Here is a 19,316-nt window from a genome sequence, read left to right on the forward strand (position 1 = left end):
TTTTGCCTCGCGGGGGAGGGGAGGCGTCAACGTGAGCGGCGTAATCACCCCAGAAATGCACATGCGGGCCCTCGGCTTCGTCCGGAGGGTCAGCGCGAAGGTTCCGCCAGCGCAGCAGCGCCGGCCCAGGAACGTGGTCATCGTCCACCTGGATGGTGTCCCGAAGACCCTGCTGGACGAGGCCATTGTCGGAGGGCGGATGCCCTTCCTGGCCCGCCTCATCCGCTCTGGCACATTTCACCTGGAAGACGCGTTCTGGGGCGCTCCGACGTCCACGCCGTACTTCCAGGCGGGGCTGCTGTACGGGATGCGGCACTCCAACCTTCCGGCCTACTCCTGGTACGACCGCGAGCTGGGGCGCAAGGTGCAGATGAACACGCCCGCGGACGCGCGGGAAATCGACCAGCGCCTGCGCGGGGCGGGCCGCACCAGCCTGCTGGACGGCGGTGGCCACGGGTACTTCTCGCTGTTCCGCGCGGGGGCCACCAACGCGCTGAGCATGAGCACGCTGGCCAGCTTCAAGCTGATGGCGCGCTCGTTCTCCTACGAGATGATGGGCCTGTCCGCGGCGCGCACGCGGGGCCTCTTCGGGTACCTGCGCTCGCTGGGCATGGACACGTGGCACGCGGTCCGCGAGGTGCGCCACTGGGCGCGCTCCATCCAGGACTGGCGCCACGAGCAGGGCTTCCTCGTCAGCCGCGTCCTCCTGCAGCGGCTGGGCTGGAGCTTCGCGCACACCAAGGCCCTGGTGGACATGGTGCGCGGCGTGCCCGTCATCTACCTCGTCTACGGCAACTACGACGAGGTGGCCCACCGCCGAGGTCCGCGCTCGGAGCTGGCCGTGGAGGAATTGCACCGCGTGGACGCGTACCTCGCGGAGCTGTACGCGGTGGCGCGCACGGTGCAGCGGCCGTACGACGTCGTCATCCTCTCCGACCACGGGCACGTGGACAGCCTCCCGTTGGAGCGGCGCCAGGGCAAACGCCTGGAGCAGTGGCTCCTGGAGTGCGGTGAGCACGGCCCCCTGTCCGAGGACGTCATCCGTGGCCTCTGCGACGGGCGGCCCCGGCCCGCGCTCGACGCCACCCCGCGCGCGCCCTTCACGCCGGTGGTGATGGAGTGCGGCAACTTCGCGCACGTGTACCTCTCCGGCGAGCGCCAGCCCCTGGAGGCGCGAGAGCTGCTGGCGCGGCACCCGGACGTGCTCGCGCGCGTCACGCAGAGCCCGGAGATTGGGATGGCGGCGGTGCGGCGCGGCAACTCCGCCGTGGCGCTGGTGAAGGGGGGCGTGTACGGCCCGGACGAGCTGGACCGGGCGCCCCTGTCCACGGAGTTCAGCAAGCGCGCGGTGGCGGACTTCCTCCGCGTGCTGCCCTCCATGTCCACGGCGGGAGACGTGGTGCTCTTCGGCGAGGCGGTGCAACGCGGCGGCACCGTGGGCTTCGCCTGGGAGTTCGGCTCGCACGGCGGGCTGACGCGCACGGAGGCCAACAGCCTCGTGTGCTGGCCGGCCAACGCCCCCGTGGACCTGTCCGGCCTGGGCCACTGCGCGCAGCTGCACGAGCGGCTCGCGGAGGCCTACCTCGACCCCGCGCCGCCACTGCGGCTGGTGCTATGAGCGAGAGCAGAGGGCAGGGCGGACGGGCGGTCCTCAAGGTCCTGCTGGCGGTGGTGGGCCTCGTGCTGTCCGTCGTCCTGCTGTCCACGGCCTTCTTCCGGTGGAACCTCCGCGCCCCGGGGCCGCTGCTCCAGCCGCGCTTCCCGCTGGACCAGTTCGTGCGGGACCTGCCCGGCCACCTCGTGTGGCTGCTGCCTTTCTTCCTGCTGCAGGCGTCGGTGATTCCGCTGCGCGCGGTGCAGTGGCAGCGCACCCTGCGCCGGCCGGTGCCGCTGAAGGAGCGCTACCACCTGGTGGCCATCGGCGCCTTCGTCCACAACGCCCTGCCGGGAAAGCTGGGCGACATCATGCGCTCGTTCCTCCTGTCACGGACCCAGCGCATCCCGTTCCTGCGCTGCCTGGGCTCGGTGGGCGTGTGCAAGCTGATGGAGTTCGCGGCGCTGATGCTGCTGGTCTCCGCGTCCCTCCTGGGCCCCTTCGGCGAGACGCTGGAGCGCTTCAAGGGCGAGCTGAGGGTCGCCATCTCACTGTGCGTGGGGCTGGTGGCACTGGTGGTGCTGCTGGCGCACTGGTCGGCGCCGCTCGCGCACGCGCTTCACCGGCGGCACAAGCTGCCCCGGCTGGAGGGCTTCCTCCACCACGTCAGCGAGGGCTTCGGGACGGCGCGCTCCTTCACCGGTCTGGCGAAGGTGTTCGTCTTCTCCGTGGGCCCCGTGCTCGCATCCGCGCTGGGCTACGGCATGGCGCTGCACGGCATCGGCATCTCCGGGGGGCTGTTCGCGGGGGCCGTCGTGCTGGGGGCCATCTCCCTGGGCCAGTCGCTGCCCGGCGTGCCAGCGGGCCTGGGCCTGTACTACTTCGTGACGAGCTGGGCGGCCCGCAGCCTGGGGGCCTCGGCGGAGGACGCGGCGGCCTTCTCCACGCTCACGCACCTGGGCACCGTCATCAGCCAGGTGTCCGTGGGCGCCGTCTCCGTGCACCTGCGGAAGATTCGCATCCGGGACCTTCGCAGGGGCGGCAGCCTGGCGCGCGAGGCCGCGCACCACGTGGCCCACGAGGCCGTGGAGCCCGCGCCGCCCTGAGCGGCGAGAGCGGACCCCAGAAACGCGAAAGGGGTCCCGGTTTTTCAACCGGGACCCCTTCACGACTTCATGCCCAGGAGAGGACTCGAACCTCCATGCCCTTGCAGGCGCTAGACCCTGAATCTAGTGTGTCTACCAATTCCACCACCTGGGCAGGTGGTGCTGCTGCTTCGTCGCCGCAGCGGCTTGCGCCGTGCTGCGATGGGCGAGACGTATAGAGGCACCGCCCCGCTCCGTCAAGCACTACGTAACAACCCTACTTCTTCAGCGGCCATTTCCCCTCGGCCTCGAGGGCGCGGCGGATGGCCGGGTTCTCGTCCATGAAGGCGGTGAGCGACTCCTCGGTGATCTCCACCAGGATGTCCTCGCCGCCCAGCTCCGTCTGGCAGCTCAACCGGGAGTACGGGCGGACGTCGAACCCCATGTCCAGGCGGTCCGCCTCCGCGTCCGTCTGCTCGCTCAGCGAGTCGAGGCCCTTGCGGACCCAGACATGGCAGGTGGAGCAGGCACAGACGCCGCCGCAGCTGTGGCCCACCTGGGCGCCGCAATGCTCGGCGGCGTCCAGCAGGGTGGTGCCGGTGGGCACGTCCGCGGTGACCTCGGCCAGGGGGCTCTTGAAGGTGACCTTGGGCACGTCAGAACTCCTCCACGGAGTGGCCACCCACCACCTGGGTGATGGCCTGGTTCATGACCCGCTCGATGAAGGGGCGCGACGTCTCGTCCAGCGCGTGCACGGCCTCCTTCAGCTTCAGGTGGTCGTTGCCGGTGGCCAGCTCGCGCACCCGGGCCATGGCCGCGTCGATGGCGGCGCGCTCCCCGTCCTGGAGGAGCGAGCCATGCTCCCGTAGCTGCCGCTCGGCCTCGGCCAGCACGCGCTCGGCGTCCACGCGCTGCTCGCGCACCTGCCGCGCCTGGATGTCCTCCTCGGCGTGGTCGATGGAGTCGAGCAGCATCTGCTCGATTTCCTCGTCGGTGAGGCCGTGGCTCGGCTTGACGGTGATGGACTGGGTGGCGCCGGTGCTCTGCTCCTTGGCGCTGACGGAGAGGATGCCGTCCGCGTCCACCTGGAAGCGCACCTCCACCCGGGCCATGCCCGCCGCCAGCGGCGGAATCCCAGAGAGGGTGAAGCGAGCCAGGCTGCGGTTGTCCTCCACCAGCTCGCGCTCGCCCTGCACCACGTGCACGTCCAGGCCCGTCTGCCCGTCCTTGAAGGTGGTGAAGACCTGCGCCGCCGCGGTGGGGATGGTGGAGTTGCGCTGAATCAGCTTCTCCACGATGCCGCCCATCGTCTCCAGGCCGAGCGACAGCGGAATCACGTCCAGCAGCAGCACCTCGTCCTGCCGGTCCTCGTTGGTGAGCAGGTCCGCCTGCACCGCCGCGCCCAGCGCCACCACCTGGTCCGGGTCGATGTCGCCCAGCGGCTCGCGGCCGAACAATTCCGCCACGTACCGGCGCACCGCCGGCACCCGCGTGGCGCCGCCCACCAGAATCACGCCGTCCAGCTCTCCGGCCGCCACGCCCGCGTCCTTCAGGGCCCGCCGGCACACCACGCCCGTCTTCTGCACGAACGGCTGAATCCACGTGTCGAAGTCCGCGCGCTTCACCACCTGCTTGTGGCCGCCCACGGTCAGCTCCACCTCGGGCACGTCCGTGAGGGCCTCCTTCGCCTTGCGCGAGGCGGCCAGCACCTCGGCGATGAGGGCGGGGGAGGGCTCCTTCTCACCCATCGCCTGGAGCACCTGCTGGGCGATGGCGCGGTCGAAGTCGTCGCCGCCCAGCGCGGAGTCGCCGCCGGTGGACTTCACCTCGAAGACGCCGTCCACCAGCTTGAGGATGGACACGTCGAAGGTGCCGCCGCCGAGGTCATAGACGGCGAAGGTGCCCTGGCTGCCCTTGTCCAGGCCGTAGGCCAGCGCCGCGGCGGTGGGCTCGTTGAGCAGCCGCAGCACCTCCAGCCCGGCCAGCCGGCCCGCGTCCTTGGTGGCCTGGCGCTGGGCGTCGTCGAAGTACGCCGGGACGGTGATGACCGCCTGCTCCACCTTGGTGGAGAAGTGCGCTTCCGCGCGGCGCTTGAGGGAGCGGAGGATTTCCCCGGACACCTCGATGGGATTCACGGGCGTGCCGCCGGCCACGTCGAAGCGGACCACCTTCGAGCCGGGGACGAAGCGGTAGTGCCCCAGCTTGCGCGTCTCCGCGTCGTCCGGGCTGCGGCCCATGAAGCGCTTCACGGACGAGATGGTGTCCGTGGGGTGCTCGGGGGCCAGGCGCCGGGCCCGCGCGCCCACCACCACGCCGCCGTCCTTCGCGTAGTGGACGACGGAGGGCAGCAGCAGCGAGTCCCCCTCGTCCACCGGGACGCAGCGGGGTTTGCCCTGGACGACGGCGGCCACCAGCGAGTTGGTGGTGCCCAGGTCGATGCCCACCGCCTGCCCCTTGGGCTTCAGCGGGTCGTGGATCTGCAGGTAGCCGTTCTTGCTCACGACAGACTCTCCTCCTCGAACGCGTCCACCTGCTCGAGGAAGCGCGTGAAGTAGCGCACCCGCCCCAGCGCGTGCGATGCCTTTTTCACCAGGACCTGCCCGTCCGCCCCCGGCCCACCGGCCTCCAGGGCGCGAAGGGCGCCGGCCGCCTCGTCGAGCGCCGCCTTCTTCCGGGCCTCCACGTCGGTGGCCATGGCGCGGGCGCGCGCCAGGTCCTTCTTCTCCATGGCGGTGTCCAGCGCCTCGCGCAGGTCCATGACCTCCTCGAGGAACTCCATCGGCATGTCCTTCTGGGCGCCCGCGTCCTCGCGGTCCAGGTCGATGCCGTGCAGCTTGAGGAGGTAGAAGGCGCGGCGCACCGGGTCCTTCAGCGTCTTGAAGGCCTCGTTGAGGGCGGTGGTGCCCTCCAGCGCCTTGAGCCGCTCGCGCGCGTCCGCCTGTGCCACCCGGTCCGGGTGCAGCTGCAGGGACAGCTCGCGGTACTGCTTCTCCAGCGCCGGCACGTCCACGTCATAGGCGCGCGGCAGCCCGAAGACGTCGAAGTGGGTCCTCACGGGGGGCTCTCCAAGGGGGTGACAAACGAAAAGGGCCCGGCGGCTGGCCGGGCCCGAGTGACGGTGGCTCCACCCGGAAGCGGGGGAGCCGGAGGTCAGACGGAGAAGCTCTCGCCGCAGCCGCAGGCGGCCTTCACGTTGGGGTTGTTCAGCTTGAACCCGGAGGCCATCAGCGTCTGCTCGAACACCAGCTCCGTGCCGATGAGGTACAGGTAGCTCTTGGGGTCCACGAAGACGCGGACGCCGTCCTTCTCGAAGATCTTGTCGCGCTCGCGGGACTTCTCCGACCACTCCATGGAGTACTGGAGGCCGGAGCACCCGCCGCCCTTCACCGCCAGCCGCAGGCCGGCCTCGGGCGTCTGGCGCTGCTCCAAGAGCTCCTTCAGCCGGCGCACCGCGCTGTCGGCGATGACAATGCCCTTGGGGGCGGGCTTCGCCGCGGGCGCGGTGGCAGGCACCTGGCTCTGCTGCGTCGTCTGGGTTGCCTGCTCGCTCATCATTCCGTCTCCCATGGGTGGCCTTCCCCCCAAGATAAGGAGGGGAGGCCTTCCGGGCACGCCGTCAGGACGCCTTGGCCTGGCGCGCGGCGCGCTTCTTCTTGAAGTCCTCGATGGCCGCCTTGATGGCGTCCTCGGCCAGCACGGAGCAGTGGATCTTCACCGGCGGCAGGGCCAGCTCGCGGGCCACGTCCTTGTTGGAGATGGTCAGCGCCTGGTCCACCGTCTTGCCCTTCACCCACTCGGTGACGAGCGAGGAGGAGGCAATCGCGGAGCCACAGCCGAAGGTCTTGAACCGGGCATCCTCGATGGTGCCGTCGTCGGAGATCTTCAGCTGCAGGCGCATCACGTCGCCGCAGGCGGGCGCGCCCACCAGGCCGGTGCCCACGTTCGGGTCTTCCTTGTCCAGCGTCCCGACGTTGCGGGGGTTCTCGTAGTGGTCGATGACCTTGTCGCTGTAAGCCATATCGACTCCTTCAACGGCTGCTTCGCACCAAAGGTTCCGGAGGGCAATGCCCCCCGGTCGGGAGGCCATGCGCTCCGCTGTATGCCTGGAAAGACGGGCTAATGCGCCGTCCACTCGATGGACTTCAGGTCGATGCCTTCCTTGGCCATCTCGTAGAGAGGGCTCATGTCGCGCAGCTTGCGGACCTTGTCCACCACCAGCTTCACCACGTAGTCGACCTCTTCCTCCGTGGTGAAGCGGCCCAGGCCGAAGCGGATGGAGCTGTGCGCCAGCTCCTCGTCCACGCCCAGGGCGCGGAGCACGTAGGACGGCTCCAGCGAGGCGGACGTGCAGGCCGAGCCGGAGGACACCGCCACGTCCTTGATGCCCATCATCAGGGACTCGCCCTCGGCGTGGGCGAAGGAGATGTTGAGGTTGCCCGGCAGCCGGTGCTCCATGGAGCCGTTGATGATGGTCATGTCCAGCGCGTCGGTGAGCCCCTTCCGGAGCTTCTCGCGCAGGCGGAGGATGCGGGCGGACTCCTCGGGCAGCTCCTTGCGGGCCAGCTCCGCCGCCGCGCCGAAGCCGACGATGGCCGCCACGTTCAGGGTGCCCGAGCGCATGCCGCGCTCGTGGCCGCCGCCGTCGATGATGGGGGCGATGCGCACGCGCGGCTTGCGGCGCACGTACAGCGCGCCGATGCCCTTGGGGCCGTACATCTTGTGCGCGGTGATGGACGCGAGGTCCACCTTCATGGCCTCCACGTCGAAGGGCACCTTGCCGATGCCCTGCACCGCGTCGCAGTGGAAGAGCACGCCCTTCTCACGGCACAGGGCGCCAATCTCCGCCACGGGCTGCACGGTGCCAATCTCGTTGTTGGCGAACATGATGGAGACCAGCACCGTCTTCGGCGTCATCGCCGCGGCCAGCTTCTCCAGGCTCACCCGGCCGTCCTTCTCCACGTCCAGGTAGGTGACGCGGGCGCCGCCGGTGGGGCGCTCGGCCCACTTCTGGTAGACGGCGTCGTTCTCCACGTCGTACTTCGCCGCCAGCTCCGCCAGGTTGTCCTCGGTGACGTCCTGCCCGGACAGCTCGGACAGGCGCAGCGCCTTCAGCTCGTCCAGCCGCTCCTGGCGGACGCGCTCCAGGCGCTTGCACGTGTCGAGGACGGCCTTGTGCTCCGTCTTCAGGGTGATGATGTGGTCACCCTTCGACTTGTAGAACTCGATGACGCCCTTGATGGCCAGGTTGTCGGACTCGGTGGCGCCGGAGGTGAAGACAATCTCCTGCTCGGACGCGCCGATGAGCTCGGCCACCTGCTGGCGGGCCTTCTTCACCGCCGCCTCGGCCTTCCAGCCGAAGACGTGGTTGCGGCTGGCCGCGTTGCCGAAGTCCTCGCGCAGGTAGGGGAGCATCGCCTCCAGCACCCGCGGGTCCAGCGGCGTGGTGGCGTGGTAGTCCATGTAGATCGGCAGCTTCACCATTGCTTCCAATACCTTCCTGAAGGGGGCCCGACCGCCTCCGCGCCCCGGCGCCCGTGGGGGGCGCGCCGCGAAGGCCTACACCGGCATACCTGAATGTGGACCGGACTGGTCAAATATAAAAAGGCGTGCCCTCGGGTCAAGCGAACATAAGGAGCACGGGAGACCCGGGAGCCGCTCCAGAGGGGACTGGAGCCGCGCCTGGAAGATGCGCCGTCGAAGACAACGTCGCGCCGTCCTGGATCAGTCCGGCTGGGCCGTCCTGGAGCGGGGTGGTCCGGAATGGCGCGGCCCCTCCGCCCAAAGGCCCGATTTCCCGGCAGGCCATGCCTTGGCCGACCGCCTGCACAGGGAGCCTGTCGCAAGGAGGCAGGCATGAGCGCGAACACGAAGCAGGCGGCGAAGGTGAAGGAGTCTCCCGAGTCCGGTGAGGGCATGTCCCGGACACAGCTCGTCCGCGTGGATGGCGGCGGCGGGGGGGGCGGTCAGCCGCGCCACGTGGAGGGTTGGCGCGCGGGCAAGCCGGTGGAGGACCCGGAGAAGATGAAGCGCTGGGGCCTCATCACCGCGCGGCCCAGCGAGTTCCTGGTGCACATGCGGCGCGGCCGGGTGCGCGAGGTCAGCGGCCAGGGCGCCAGCTGCTTCAAGCTGCCGGGTGACTCGGTGGCGATCGTCCCCACCAGCATCCAGCGGTTGCAGTTCAGCGCGGACCAGGTGACGAGCGAGAAGGTGGGCGTGCAGGTGACGGGCCTCGCGGTGTACCGCATCGCGGACCCGCTGGTGGCCTTCCGCATGCTCAACTTCTCCTTCCCGGAGCGGGCCCAGGAGAAGCTGGCGGAGCTGCTGCGGGAGATGTTCGCGGGCGCGGCGCGGCGGCTGGTGGCGAACATGTCCGTGGAGGAGTGCCTCGCCAAGCGCAAGGAGGGCATCGCCTCGGAGCTGATGCGCGAAATCGCGCCGGTGGTGGCGGGCCGGGGCAAGCTGGAGGACGCGGTGGACGCCGGGTGGGGCGTCATCATCGACACGATTGAAATCCAGGACGTGCGCGTCCTGTCCTCCACCGTCTTCGAGAACATGCAGGCGCGCTTCCGCCGCGAGTCGGAGCGGCAGGCGCGCGAGGCGGAGCTGGCCAAGGAGCGCTTCGTCCACCGCGAGGAGACGGAGGCCGAGCGGCAGCTCAACCTGCAGCGGCTGGCCGCGGAGGAGGAGGTCCGCCAGAAGAAGCAGGCGGCCGACGAGCAGGCCCGGCTGGAGGTGCTGGCGGTGGAGGCGCGCGTCGCCGAGGCGAAGCTCGCCCAGGAGCGCACGCTGAAGCAGGAGCAGGCCACCGTGGAGCGCGAGGTGGCGCTCACGAAGCTGGCCGCGGAGCAGGAGGTCCGCCAGAAGAAGCAGGTGTCCGACGAGCAGGCCAGGCTGGAGGCGCTGGCCGCCGAGTCGCGCCTGGCCGAGGCGAAGATTGTCTCCGAGCGCGCGCTGTCCACCAGCCGCGCGCAGGTGGAGATGGAGAAGCTGCAGCGCGAGCAGGAGGCGGAGGCCGCCCGGCAGCGCGTGGCGCTGGAGAAGCTCAAGCGCGAGCAGGAGGCGGACGTCCACCGCGCGAAGCTGGAGCTGGAGAAGCTCAAGCTGGCGCAGGAGGCCGAGGCCGCGCAGGCCAAGGTGGAGCTGGTGCGCCTGCAGCGCGCGCAGGAGGCGGACGCCGCGAAGTCGCAGCTGGAGCTGGCCCGCCAGCAGCGCGAGGCGGAGCTGGAGCTGGCGCGGCAGGAGCGCGAGCAGCAGCTGGAGCTGACCCGGCAGCGGCGCGAGCAGGAGCTGGAGCTGGCGAAGCTCAAGGCCGAGCAGGAGGCGGAGGCCGAGAAGGGGCGGATGGCGCTGGAGCGCCTGCGCCGCGAGCAGGAGCAGACCACCGCGCGCCACGAGGCGATGCTCGCCGAGCACCAGCAGGAGGCGGAGCGGCTGCACGCGGAACTCCAGGTGGTGCAGGCCCGCAGGGCCATCGTCGAGACGGAGGTGGCCATCGCCGAGCTGCGCGCGCGCAAGGACCGGGCGCACCAGGAGCTGGAGCTGAGCAAGGCGAAGGTGCTGCGCGACATCGAGAACTCCGTCAGCCCCGAGGTCATCCAGATGACCCTGGCGCAGCAGCTGCCGCAGGTGGCCGCCGCCTTCCAGCAGAAGATGGGCGAGGTGCACGTGACGGCGGTGGATGGAGCGAACCCCTTTGGCTACATCGCCGCCGCGGTGGAGGGCGTCATGGGGATGGCGCGCTCCGCGGGCCTGAAGGTGCCTGCTTCCTCGGTTACCCCTCCGGCGCAGTAGCCCGAAATCGCGCGCCTGCGTATAGAGAGGGGGCCCCGAGGCCTCGACGGAGCAGAGCGCGCATGGATGCGAAGAAGCTGGGATTGGTGGCGGTGCTGGCCGGTGTGGCGGTGGCCGTGGTGCCGTGGCTGCTGCCCACCGGGCCGAACGCCGGCCTGGACGCGGCCCGGTTCCTGGAGTCGGGCAGCCTCGCGGTGGGTGCCGCGGTGGTGTTCGCCGGCGGGCTCCTCACCGCGCTGACGCCCTGCGTCTATCCCCTCATCCCCATCACCGTCTCCGTCTTCGGGGCCCGGAAGGCGGAGGGGCGGGGCCGCGCGCTGCTCCTCACCTCGGCCTACATCGTGGGCATGGGGGTGGTGTTCAGCGCGCTGGGCATCCTCGCGGCGAAGACGGGGCAGGCCTTCGGCGCGCTGTTGGGGCACCCGGCGGTGGTGGCGGGGCTGGCGGTGTTCCTGCTGCTGCTGGCCTCGTCCATGTTCGGGGCGTTCGAATTGGCGCTGCCGTCCGCGCTGCAGACGAAGCTGACGTCGGTGGGCGGCACGGGGCTCTTGGGCGCGCTGCTGATGGGCAGCGTGTCCGGCTTCCTCGCGGCGCCGTGCACGGGGCCGGTGTTGACGGGCCTGTTGGCCTTCGTGGCGAAGACGGCCAACACCACCCTGGGCGCGACGCTGCTGTTCATCTACGCGCTGGGCATCGGCGTGCCCTTCTTCCTCATCGGCGTCTTCACGGTGCGGCTGCCGCGCGGCGGCGTGTGGATGGAGTGGGTGAAGAGCGTGCTGGGCATCATGCTGGTGGCGCTGGCCTTCACCTACCTGAAGGACGCGCTGCCCTGGGCGCGCGACGCGGTGAAGGGGCTGGGCGCGCAGGTCGGGCAGATGCCGGGCGCGGCCATCGCCGCGGTGCTGGTGGTGGCGGGCGTGCTGGTGGGCGCGGTGCACCGCTCCTTCAAGGAGGGCTCGCGGGAGTTCTCGCTGAAGGCGCTGGGCGTCGCGCTGGTGGTCGTGGCGCTGGTGCTGCGCGGCGGCGCGCTGGACGCGGGGCCGGTGGGCGCGCTGTGGGTGCGCATGGGCCTGGCCGAGCCGCCGCGCGCGCCGAGCTGGCAGTGGCACCACGTCATGCCCGCCAAGCAGGCCACCTTCTCCCCGGAGGAATTCGACAAGGTGCTCGCCCAGGCCAAGGCCGAGGGGCGCCCGGTGCTCATCGACTTCTTCGCGGACTGGTGCGCGGCCTGCAAGGAGCTGGACCGCGAGACGTACCCGGCCGCGGAGGTCATCTCCACGGCGACGGAGGGGCAGTTCCTCAACATCAAGATTGACGCGACGAACAGCGAGGACGCGCTGGACGCGCTGCTGGAGCGCTTCGGCGTGGAGGGCCTGCCCACCGTGGCCTTCGTGTCCCCGAAGGGCGAGGTGCTCACGAAGCCGCGCGTCACCGGCTTCCTGGAGCCGAGCCCCTTCGCCGAGGAGATGAAGAAGGCACGCTGCTCCGCTGGGAGCACCTGCTGAGGCGGGGCCGTCAGTCCCCGTCGTCCTCGTCGCAGCCGGGCATGGCCAGCTTGCCGCGGCTCATCATCACCCGGTCGATCATCCGCTCGTGTAGCTCGTAGAGGGGCTGGGCCACGGCCTCGCCCTCCAGGTGCGCCAGCGCGCCGGCGATGGCCTCCAGCGTGGACATTCCATCCGGGTGGGGAGGGCGGCGCAGGCGGCGCGTGTCCGGCGCGGGCGGCGGCAGCTTCAGGCCCGGCAGCCGCCGCAGCGCGGGGAGCCGCTGCACCATGCGGCGCGCCTGCCCCCAGCTCCCGTCCAGGACGATGAGCCGCGCGGGCGGCAGCGCGTCAGGCGCGGGCGTCTGCTGCGCGTCCGGGAAGAGCAGCCACGTGTCCGGCGCGTCCAGCACGGACGGGTCGAAGGGCTTCCCCGGGGAGCCATAGGAGACGATGGTGCAGCGGGGCAGCGCGAGCGCCGCCATGCGCGCCGTGTTGGTGCTCTTCAGCGTCTCCTTGTGGTGACGGATGACGAGCAGCTCCGTGCGCGTGGGGATGCACGGCACGTCGGTGCACAGGCACAGGGGGGTGGGCAGGAAGCAGCGCGGGCAGCGGCCAGCGAGGTCCTCCGGAGTTCGCGACCTCATTTCCCCTGACGGTAGCGCTCCATGAAGCTGCGCGCCTCCCGCAGCTTCTCCTCCACGAAGCGGTCGTCCGCGTCCGGCTCGTAGTCGGCGTCCGGCGGGTCGAGGTGGAAGAGGGCGGACAGGCTGGTGGGAGCCACCTCCAGCCACTCGGCGGTGCGGTTGAGGGCGGCCTGCCGGCGGCCGGCGAAGGTCTCCGGGCCGTCCTCGGGGCCGCAGCGGCAGATGCGCGCCGAGTCGCCCGACACGTCCACGTAGAGGCCCAGCACCTCCGCGTCCAGCTCCGCGGCCAGCGCGCAGGTGGCCTCGCTGACGTAGGCGGCCATGGCCTGCGCGGCGGAGCGCTCGGTCAGCGAGCGGACGAGGAACACCTGCCAGCCCGCCTCGGTGAGCGGCCCTGCCTCCTGAAGCGGAGCCAGCTCCGCGGGAGGCGCCTGGATGCGCGAGAGCAGCCGCCGCACGGGCGCCTCCAGCCGATCGAGCCGGGCGCTCGACGCGGGGCAGAAGAAGACGACGCGGTACTCACGGCTGTCGGCTGCGGTTTCCATAGGCATACGGCGTCGCCAGGAACTGATGAGGGTGTCGTGCGGGTGTGGGGCCCAAGAGGACCAAAGGACTCCCCAAGCTTGCAAGTGGGGAGTTGGAAGGACGGTTCAAGGTGTGGCGGACGGCTCCGCGTCCGGAAGTACCCGGGCGGGTGCCCGGCGCTCGGCGGCCACCCAGGCGCCCGCCACCAGCACCAGCACGCCGCCCGCGATGCCCAGGGGCGTCAGGCCCTCCGCGAAGAAGGCCCATCCCATCACGGAAGCCGTAAGGGGTTCCAGGTAGGTGAGGGCCCCGGCCGCCGCCGTGGGCACGTGCCGGAGACCCGCGTTGAAGAGGATGTTTCCCGTCAGTCCGCACACCAGGCCCCCCACGAGGACGCGGAGTGTGGCCGCGTCCAGCAGCGCCGGTGGAAGGGCCTCCGCTCCGAAGTAGAGCAGCAACGCCGCCACGGAGACGGGGGCATGCAGCGAGGTGATGGCGAGCGGGGAGTACGCGCGCGCCGCCTCCTTGGAGCCCAGCACCATGACCGCGTAGAAGACGGCGCTCCCCGCGCCCAGCGCCGCCGTGAGCCCGGAGAAGCCGGCGTCGGGTTGGAGGATGAGCAGGGCCAGGCCGGCCAGGGTGACGGGCACGCCCACCAGCGCCCGGGCCGAGGCCTGCTCACCCAGGACCCATGGCGCCGACAGCGCCAGCAGCAGCGGGGCGAGGTAGTGCGTCAGCACCGCCACCGACACGGGGCCATGGCGCAGGGCCGCGAAGAACAGGGCCGTGTTGGCCGCGTCCGCCAGTCCGATGACGACGAGGGCGGCGGTGGCGCGCCGGTCCTTCAGCGCCTCGCGCCGGAACAGGAAGGGCACGGGCAGTGACATCGCCACCAGCGCCAGCAGTGCGTTCTGTGGACCCGACAAGCCCGCGGGGCGGACGAAGAGCGACCAGCAGCCCCAGAGGCTGGCTCCGGCCGCGACCATGGCGAAGTACCGCACCGCGTGACACCTCGTGACACCGGTACACGTCTCGGCCCGGCGGGAGCGGAGCGTACACGAACCGCCGCGCGTTGTGACGGAGGCCGCGGGCCGTCCATCGGCGCGTCCGCTCAGCCGCCGTTCCCCAGGGAGAGCAGTGCCCTCACGACGAGCACCGTGAGCGTGAGGCCGAGCCCCAGCAGCACCACCATCGTCGCCACGATGGCGAAGACCCACGCGCGGCTCGCGCGGCGGGCCGTCTGGGGCGTGGTCATGTGCTGTTCCAACAACCGCACGTTGCGCACGTTCGCCTTGAAGGCCGCGTCGAACAGGTCTCCGAGGAATGGCACGGAGCCCACCACCGCCTCGATGGCGAGGTTGCCCAGCATCCGGGTGAGCACCGATGGCGAGGCACCCAGGCGCTGCGCCTGCAACACGATGAACCCGGACAGGAGCACGCCCGCCACGTCCCCCACTCCGGGCACGAGGCCGATGACAGCGTCCCAGCCGACCCGCGCGCCGCCGGGAAGCGGAATGGAGTTGTCCAGGAACTGCGACAGGCGGCGGACCTGCGCGAGCGAGGCGGTATCCGGAGGCGTTCTCACGAGGGCCATCCTAGGGGAGCGCGGCCGAGGGCGCGCACGGAAGGCGTTCGAGAGTGCGAGACCCGACTCGCCCGTCCTGGCTCGGGTTGTGGCCCGTGTGGCCGTGGCCCAGCTTCACATGGGGAAGCTTGGCGCCAGAGCGACTTGCAAGGGGGGACCTCCATGCCGCCAGGGGGGACATCGCAACCGGTTCTCATCATCGGCTCGACGCTGCTGGACATCGGCGCGAAGTACTCGGGCAACCCGACGTCCACCCAGAAGCTCGGCACCGTCCAGTATTCCGTCGGGGGCGCCGCGTTCAACATCGCGGCGAACCTCCACGCCAACAAGTTTCCCGTGGCGCTCATGACGTACCTGAAGGAGCAGTCCATCGGGTGCGACATGATTCGGAAGGTGCTCGACAGGAGTGGCATCGGGTTGAAGCACGTCCGCGCCTCGCCGGCGGTCGGAGAGCCGGCCTATGTCGCCCACTTCCACAACGGCGCGCTGGTCTCGGGCGTCACCAGCAGCCTCATCGACGCGGTGGAGCTGGAGGCGAAGGAACTCGACAGGGCCATCCGGCGGGCGGCGCTCGTCGTCGTGGAGACGAACCTGTCGAGGGACCAGATCAAGTCCATCACCGAGTCGTGCCGGAAGCACGACAGGCCGGTCCTGGCCCAGATTGTCGCGGCCGACAAGGCGGACCGGATCTGTGGGCTCGACAGCAAGGAGACGCTGTTCGAGATCGTGAGCATGAACCGCGAGGAGGCCTCGCGAATCGGCTTCCACTGGCCGGCGGACGACACGGCCGTCCGGGAGTTCTGCCAGAAGGTGAGCGCCCGGTGGGTGTTCGTGACGCTGGCGGAGAATGGCCATGTCCTCCTCCGCCAGGATGGACAGGCCGAGGAGACGCCGAGCCTCGCACGCGGCATGGTCAACGTCTCCGGCGCGGGCGACGCGCTGTTCGCCGCCGTCTGCTCCTGCATGTACGAGGGCAAGCCTCCCTCCCACCCGGCGGTCCGGGGGCGCATCAACGACTGGGTCAGCCGCGTGTTGCAGCGGGAGAGCGCCAACCTGCTGGACGTGCCCGAGCTGAGCGAGAAGGAGCGCGCCAGGGACATGCGGACGGCCGGCACCTTCTTCCTCCTGGTGGCCGGCCTCGCCCTGACGCTCCTGGCGATGCGGACCTCCTCGGACCTCCTCTTCTGGTGCGCGCTCCTGGCGTGCTCGGTCGTCTTCGGCTCGATTGGCGCGCTGGTGCGGGACACGCACATCTTCAAGTTGAAGGGCAATCCCACCCGCAGCTCGTTCGTCGAGGCCTGTCTCTGCGGCGGCGTGGCCGGGCTCACCGCTGGCCTCTTCTATTTCATGCCGCACCTCTCCGTGGGCTCGGAGACAGGGCCCGCGCCAATCTCGTTGGACCAGCTGCAACGCCTCTTTTTGTGGATGCTGCCGGTCACCATCGGCGCCGGGCTCGCCGTGGACAGCTTCTTGCTGGACCTGCGCTCCCGGTTCGGCCGCGTCAGCGAACGCCAGGCGGACTGACGCCGGGCGCGCGCAATCATTCACGGTGTGAAGCCCAGGGTTTTCCAACATCAACTTCCGTGAATGACGGGGCACCCCTATTCATGGCCATGGATGAATCCACATCCGGCTTCCGAAAGAGGAGCAGCGACCATGATTTATTCGACCGCGACCGTGCCCGTGAACCCCGAGGGGGAAATCCCGCTGACCCGCGAGCAGCTCTGGAAGGGGCTGGTGCTCAAGGCGCGTGACGCGCGGCTGTTCCTGCCGCCCGGCGCCTGCACCCGGTGCGAGGTGGTCTCCGATGGCGAGGAGGTCATCATCCGCGAGGCCACCATCCTGGGCGACGACTTGAAAGAGATCATCACCTTCGAGCCCCAGGCCAAGGTGTCCTTCCACCAGTTCAAGGGGCCGCGCGAGGGCGTCATCGTCAACGAGGTGTTGGAGGGCGACGATGGCTCGCTGCACCTGAAGTTCTATGGCCTGCTGGGCCTGAGGAACGCGGAGCCCGGGAGCGAGCAGGAGCGGCAGGAGCAGGCCGCGATGGACAGCGAGGAGCGCGGCTACAAGCGCGCGCTGCTGTCGACCCTGGCGCGGACCCGGGCGCTCGTCCGCGAAGGCAGGATTTGAGCACGGCCCGCTTCACGGCACCCGGGGCGGCGTGAGCCCCGCGGCGCGCACCGCGTCCCGCAGGAGTCCCCGGAACCAGAGGTGCTTCGGATCCCGCTCGTGTCCCGGGTGCCACATCAGCTCCATCTGGATGGAGGGCATCTCGAAGGGAGGGGCTCGCAGGACGATGCCCAGCTCCCTCGCGCGTGCCTGGGCGAAGCTGCGCGGAAGGACTGTGATGCGGTCCGAGGAGACGAGCAGGGGCGTCGCCAGCGCGAACGACGTCACCACCCGGGTGATTCGCCGGGTGAGCCCCTGCGCCTCCAGCAGGTCATCGACGCTGCCGCGGCGTGACTGCGCCCGCGGCGCGACGAGGATGTGCTCCGCGGCCGCGAATCGCCGGGCCGTCCAGGCGCCCTTCAGCAGGGGATGACCCTCGCGGAGCGCGCAGACGAAGTCCTCCAGGAACAACGTCTCCGTCGAGAGGCCCCGCTCCCGGGCGGTGTCGGCCACGATGGCGAGACCTCCCTCGTCTCTCAGGAACGTCGACACGTCCGTCGTCACCGTGCGCACCGAGAGGCTGGCTCTCGGTGCGCGCCGGGTCAGCAGGTCGTCGAGCGCCGGTAGCAGGGCCTCGGCGACCCGGTCCGACGTGGTGAGGACGAACTCGCCCTCGTAGGTGCCGGGCTCGAAGGACGCGCTCACGCCCAGGAGGCGCTCCGCCGCGGCCAGCACCTCCCTGGCGGGCCCTCGGAGCTGTTCCCCCAGGGCCGTCCTCGCCAGCGTTCGCCCGACCCGGACCAGCAACTCGTCATCGAAGTCCTGCCGCAGCCGTCGCAAGGCATTGCTCGCCGCCGCGGGCGTGATTCCCAACCTGCGCGCGGCCCGGGCCACGTGGGCTTCCTCGAGCAGGAAGTGGAGCGCGCGGGCGTGATTCAGGTCGAACGCCGAGACATTCATGACGTGAAGCCTAGGCATTCCCAACATCAACTTCCATGAATTACCGCGTGGGCCTACTCATTGGCCCATGCAAACCATTACCTACTCCCGATTCGGAAGCCCTGACGTCCTGACGCTGTCGGACGTCGTCTCGCCGTCTCCCCGCCGTGGACACCTCGTCGTGCGCGTGCGTGCCGTGTCCATCAACCCGCTCGACGGCAAGCTTCGTCGCGGTGAAGCCCGCCTGCTCAGCGGCACGAAGTTTCCCAAGACGCCGGGCCTCGACTTCGCCGGCGTGGTGGAGCAGGTGGGCGAGGGCGTGTCGGGGTTCAAGGTCGGCGATGACGTCTTCGGCGGCCTGGGCTCCTTCAAGGTGGGCTATCTCTCCGAGCGCATCTCCGTCCCCGCGCGAGTCGTGGCGAGGATGCCGGCCTCGCTCGATTACGTGGGCGCCGCGGCCATCGCTGTCGTCGGCCTCGCCGCCCAGACCGCCGTGAACGTCGCGCGCATCAAGGCCGGCGACCACGTCCTCATCCATGGTGCCAGCGGTGGCCTCGGGCCCTATGCCATCCAGCTCGCCAAGAGCGTGGGGGCCCACGTCACCGCCGTCAGCGGCACGGACGGCGTCACGCTGGTGCGCGAGCTCGGCGCGGACACCGTCATCGACTACCGGCGCGAAGCCATCACCGCGTCCGGGAAGACCTTCGACGCGGTGCTCGACCTCTCCACGCGGCTTCCCTTCGGCGAGGCCCACGTCCTCCTGAAGCCCCGGGGCGTCTACGTCGACTTCGAGCCAGGCCCCGCGAAGCTCGCCAGCGCCGCCATCCTGAACCGGTTCCGCTCGCGGCAGCACCGCCTCGTCATCACCCAATCCACCACCGCCGCCCTGGAGGCGTTGGGCCGGCAGGTCGACTCGGGCGCCCTGCGTCCCGGCCCCACCCGGGTGTTCGCGCTCTCCGAGTACCGGCGCGCCTTCGAGGTCGCCGAGCAGGGGGGCCTGGTGGGCAAGGTCGTCATCCAGCTCGGGTGAGCGTGCCGCTGCGCGTCGTGGGCGTGCGGGTGCTTGGTGGCGGGACGCACCGCGTTCCCGGAGAACGCAGACGGCGCGAGCCCTGGCACTCCGGCGGCTCCTTCTCCGAGTGACGTGCGGTTCCTCTCATCGGGGCACGTGCGTTGCACACGGGGAAGGACTCACGCCGTGCGGAATCGCTCTTCTTGGAGGTCCTCGTGCTTCGTCGTGTCCTGGTTCCTGGTGGTCTGCTCTTCGCCCTCGCGCTGGCTCCGGAGGCGGTCGCGCAATCCGCCGCCGAGGGGGACCCGACGCCGCCAGGCGGACGTCAGTTCACGCCTCCCTGGTACATCCCCAACCCCGAGGCCCCTCCTGATTTCGTGTATCAGCAGACCGGGGCCATCGGCTTCGACCCGTTCGTCAATGACTTCGCGTGGAACACCTTCATCGCGCTGAGCTGGCCCGCCAGTGGTCGCTTCCGCGGTGTGCCGGACCGCTCGAACCTCATCGGCGGAGTGCCCGGGAGGGGAGGGGAAGGCGGCGGGG

General features: G+C 70.4%; 18 protein-coding genes, 1 tRNA gene and 1 pseudogene. 8 read left to right on the plus strand and 12 right to left on the minus strand.

The genetic code is table 11. The annotated features are described in order from the left end of the window. Nucleotides 1-61 precede the first annotated feature (61 nt). Together HG543_RS24050 and HG543_RS24055 are read left to right on the plus strand one after the other, a co-directional pair. On the plus strand, nucleotides 62-1,618 hold the full coding sequence (locus HG543_RS24050) for an alkaline phosphatase family protein (RefSeq protein WP_169347183.1): 1,557 nt from the start codon (nucleotides 62-64) through the stop codon (nucleotides 1,616-1,618). Then, complete coding sequence (locus tag HG543_RS24055; protein WP_169347184.1) at nucleotides 1,615-2,700, plus strand: lysylphosphatidylglycerol synthase transmembrane domain-containing protein; 1,086 nt, start codon at nucleotides 1,615-1,617, stop codon at nucleotides 2,698-2,700. The genes HG543_RS24050 and HG543_RS24055 overlap by 4 nt, the downstream gene beginning before the upstream one ends. Before the next feature lie 70 nt (nucleotides 2,701-2,770). On the opposite strand, the gene HG543_RS24060 is transcribed toward HG543_RS24055, so the two are convergent. From HG543_RS24060 to HG543_RS24090, 7 genes are all read right to left on the minus strand, one after another. Next, nucleotides 2,771-2,854, minus strand: a tRNA-Leu gene (locus tag HG543_RS24060). 102 nt (nucleotides 2,855-2,956) lie between these two features. Next, complete coding sequence (locus tag HG543_RS24065) at nucleotides 2,957-3,334, minus strand: 2Fe-2S iron-sulfur cluster-binding protein (protein WP_169347185.1); 378 nt, start codon at nucleotides 3,332-3,334, stop codon at nucleotides 2,957-2,959. A gap of 1 nt (nucleotide 3,335) precedes the next feature. Beyond that, a complete protein-coding gene (gene hscA / locus HG543_RS24070; protein ID WP_169347186.1) occupies nucleotides 3,336-5,180 on the minus strand; it encodes a Fe-S protein assembly chaperone HscA in 1,845 nt (614 codons plus the stop codon). Next, on the minus strand, nucleotides 5,177-5,734 hold the full coding sequence (gene hscB, locus HG543_RS24075) for a Fe-S protein assembly co-chaperone HscB (RefSeq protein WP_169347187.1): 558 nt from the start codon (nucleotides 5,732-5,734) through the stop codon (nucleotides 5,177-5,179). Before hscB ends, hscA begins: the two co-directional genes overlap by 4 nt. Nucleotides 5,735-5,829: 95 nt before the next feature. After that, nucleotides 5,830-6,231, minus strand: coding sequence for an iron-sulfur cluster assembly accessory protein (locus HG543_RS24080; protein ID WP_169347201.1), 402 nt, complete (start codon nucleotides 6,229-6,231; stop codon nucleotides 5,830-5,832). A gap of 64 nt (nucleotides 6,232-6,295) precedes the next feature. Then, a complete protein-coding gene (gene iscU / locus HG543_RS24085) occupies nucleotides 6,296-6,697 on the minus strand; it encodes a Fe-S cluster assembly scaffold IscU (RefSeq protein WP_169347188.1) in 402 nt (133 codons plus the stop codon). 98 nt (nucleotides 6,698-6,795) lie between these two features. Continuing rightward, nucleotides 6,796-8,157, minus strand: a complete 1,362-nt coding sequence (locus HG543_RS24090) for an IscS subfamily cysteine desulfurase (protein ID WP_171817964.1) — start codon at nucleotides 8,155-8,157, stop codon at nucleotides 6,796-6,798. A gap of 375 nt (nucleotides 8,158-8,532) precedes the next feature. Between HG543_RS24090 and HG543_RS24095 the strand changes: the two genes are divergently transcribed. After that, the gene (locus HG543_RS24095) at nucleotides 8,533-10,470 is read left to right on the plus strand and encodes an SPFH domain-containing protein (protein WP_169347190.1); all 1,938 of its coding nucleotides are present in this window, start codon (nucleotides 8,533-8,535) and stop codon (nucleotides 10,468-10,470) included. A 62-nt stretch (nucleotides 10,471-10,532) separates the two neighbouring features. After that, complete coding sequence (locus tag HG543_RS24100) at nucleotides 10,533-11,975, plus strand: protein-disulfide reductase DsbD family protein (RefSeq protein WP_169347191.1); 1,443 nt, start codon at nucleotides 10,533-10,535, stop codon at nucleotides 11,973-11,975. 10 nt (nucleotides 11,976-11,985) lie between these two features. Here the strand turns inward: HG543_RS24100 and HG543_RS24105 are convergent, their stop codons facing one another. The 4 genes from HG543_RS24105 to HG543_RS24120 form a co-directional block, all read right to left on the minus strand. After that, entirely contained in the window at nucleotides 11,986-12,600 is a 615-nt protein-coding gene (locus HG543_RS24105) for a tRNA-uridine aminocarboxypropyltransferase (RefSeq protein WP_169347192.1), read from the minus strand. Beyond that, nucleotides 12,597-13,145: a hypothetical protein gene (locus HG543_RS24110; protein WP_169347193.1), complete on the minus strand. Its 549-nt coding sequence runs from the start codon at nucleotides 13,143-13,145 to the stop codon at nucleotides 12,597-12,599. The genes HG543_RS24105 and HG543_RS24110 overlap by 4 nt, the downstream gene beginning before the upstream one ends. Before the next feature lie 105 nt (nucleotides 13,146-13,250). Continuing rightward, the gene (locus tag HG543_RS24115; RefSeq protein WP_171817963.1) at nucleotides 13,251-14,126 is read right to left on the minus strand and encodes an EamA family transporter; all 876 of its coding nucleotides are present in this window, start codon (nucleotides 14,124-14,126) and stop codon (nucleotides 13,251-13,253) included. Between the two features lie 110 nt (nucleotides 14,127-14,236). Further along, a complete protein-coding gene (locus HG543_RS24120) occupies nucleotides 14,237-14,719 on the minus strand; it encodes a DUF4112 domain-containing protein (protein WP_169347194.1) in 483 nt (160 codons plus the stop codon). Nucleotides 14,720-14,872: 153 nt separating this feature from the next. On the opposite strand from HG543_RS24120, the gene HG543_RS24125 reads away from it, so the two are divergent. Both HG543_RS24125 and HG543_RS24130 read left to right on the plus strand, forming a co-directional pair. After that, nucleotides 14,873-16,234: a PfkB family carbohydrate kinase gene (locus tag HG543_RS24125; RefSeq protein ID WP_169347195.1), complete on the plus strand. Its 1,362-nt coding sequence runs from the start codon at nucleotides 14,873-14,875 to the stop codon at nucleotides 16,232-16,234. 132 nt (nucleotides 16,235-16,366) lie between these two features. Further along, the gene (locus tag HG543_RS24130) at nucleotides 16,367-16,843 is read left to right on the plus strand and encodes an AtaL-like protein (RefSeq protein WP_169347196.1); all 477 of its coding nucleotides are present in this window, start codon (nucleotides 16,367-16,369) and stop codon (nucleotides 16,841-16,843) included. Nucleotides 16,844-16,855: 12 nt separating this feature from the next. Here the strand turns inward: HG543_RS24130 and HG543_RS24135 are convergent, their stop codons facing one another. Next, entirely contained in the window at nucleotides 16,856-17,782 is a 927-nt protein-coding gene (locus HG543_RS24135; RefSeq protein WP_169347197.1) for a LysR family transcriptional regulator, read from the minus strand. Nucleotides 17,783-17,849: 67 nt separating this feature from the next. Between HG543_RS24135 and HG543_RS24140 the strand changes: the two genes are divergently transcribed. Both HG543_RS24140 and HG543_RS24145 read left to right on the plus strand, forming a co-directional pair. After that, complete coding sequence (locus HG543_RS24140; RefSeq protein WP_246357256.1) at nucleotides 17,850-18,791, plus strand: NAD(P)-dependent alcohol dehydrogenase; 942 nt, start codon at nucleotides 17,850-17,852, stop codon at nucleotides 18,789-18,791. Nucleotides 18,792-18,988: 197 nt separating this feature from the next. After that, nucleotides 18,989-19,316: pseudogene (locus HG543_RS24145) on the plus strand (hypothetical protein); the annotation flags it as partial.

The organism is Pyxidicoccus fallax (assembly GCF_012933655.1).
GTDB classification, from domain to species: Bacteria; Myxococcota; Myxococcia; order Myxococcales; family Myxococcaceae; genus Myxococcus; species Myxococcus fallax.

What these genes read in the sequence shown, in the direction of transcription:
- HG543_RS24050 (WP_169347183.1), top strand. Translation starts at nt 62, where the DNA reads ATGCGGGCCCTCGGCTTCGTCCGGAGGGTCAGCGCGAAGGTTCCGCCA.
- HG543_RS24055 (WP_169347184.1), top strand. Translation starts at nt 1,615, where the DNA reads ATGAGCGAGAGCAGAGGGCAGGGCGGACGGGCGGTCCTCAAGGTCCTG.
- HG543_RS24080 (WP_169347201.1), bottom strand. Translation starts at nt 6,231, where the DNA reads ATGAGCGAGCAGGCAACCCAGACGACGCAGCAGAGCCAGGTGCCTGCC.
- iscU (WP_169347188.1), bottom strand. Translation starts at nt 6,697, where the DNA reads ATGGCTTACAGCGACAAGGTCATCGACCACTACGAGAACCCCCGCAAC.
- HG543_RS24095 (WP_169347190.1), top strand. Translation starts at nt 8,533, where the DNA reads ATGAGCGCGAACACGAAGCAGGCGGCGAAGGTGAAGGAGTCTCCCGAG.
- HG543_RS24100 (WP_169347191.1), top strand. Translation starts at nt 10,533, where the DNA reads ATGGATGCGAAGAAGCTGGGATTGGTGGCGGTGCTGGCCGGTGTGGCG.
- HG543_RS24105 (WP_169347192.1), bottom strand. Translation starts at nt 12,600, where the DNA reads ATGAGGTCGCGAACTCCGGAGGACCTCGCTGGCCGCTGCCCGCGCTGC.
- HG543_RS24110 (WP_169347193.1), bottom strand. Translation starts at nt 13,145, where the DNA reads ATGGAAACCGCAGCCGACAGCCGTGAGTACCGCGTCGTCTTCTTCTGC.
- HG543_RS24120 (WP_169347194.1), bottom strand. Translation starts at nt 14,719, where the DNA reads ATGGCCCTCGTGAGAACGCCTCCGGATACCGCCTCGCTCGCGCAGGTC.
- HG543_RS24125 (WP_169347195.1), top strand. Translation starts at nt 14,873, where the DNA reads ATGCCGCCAGGGGGGACATCGCAACCGGTTCTCATCATCGGCTCGACG.
- HG543_RS24130 (WP_169347196.1), top strand. Translation starts at nt 16,367, where the DNA reads ATGATTTATTCGACCGCGACCGTGCCCGTGAACCCCGAGGGGGAAATC.
- HG543_RS24135 (WP_169347197.1), bottom strand. Translation starts at nt 17,782, where the DNA reads ATGAATGTCTCGGCGTTCGACCTGAATCACGCCCGCGCGCTCCACTTC.
- HG543_RS24140 (WP_246357256.1), top strand. Translation starts at nt 17,850, where the DNA reads ATGCAAACCATTACCTACTCCCGATTCGGAAGCCCTGACGTCCTGACG.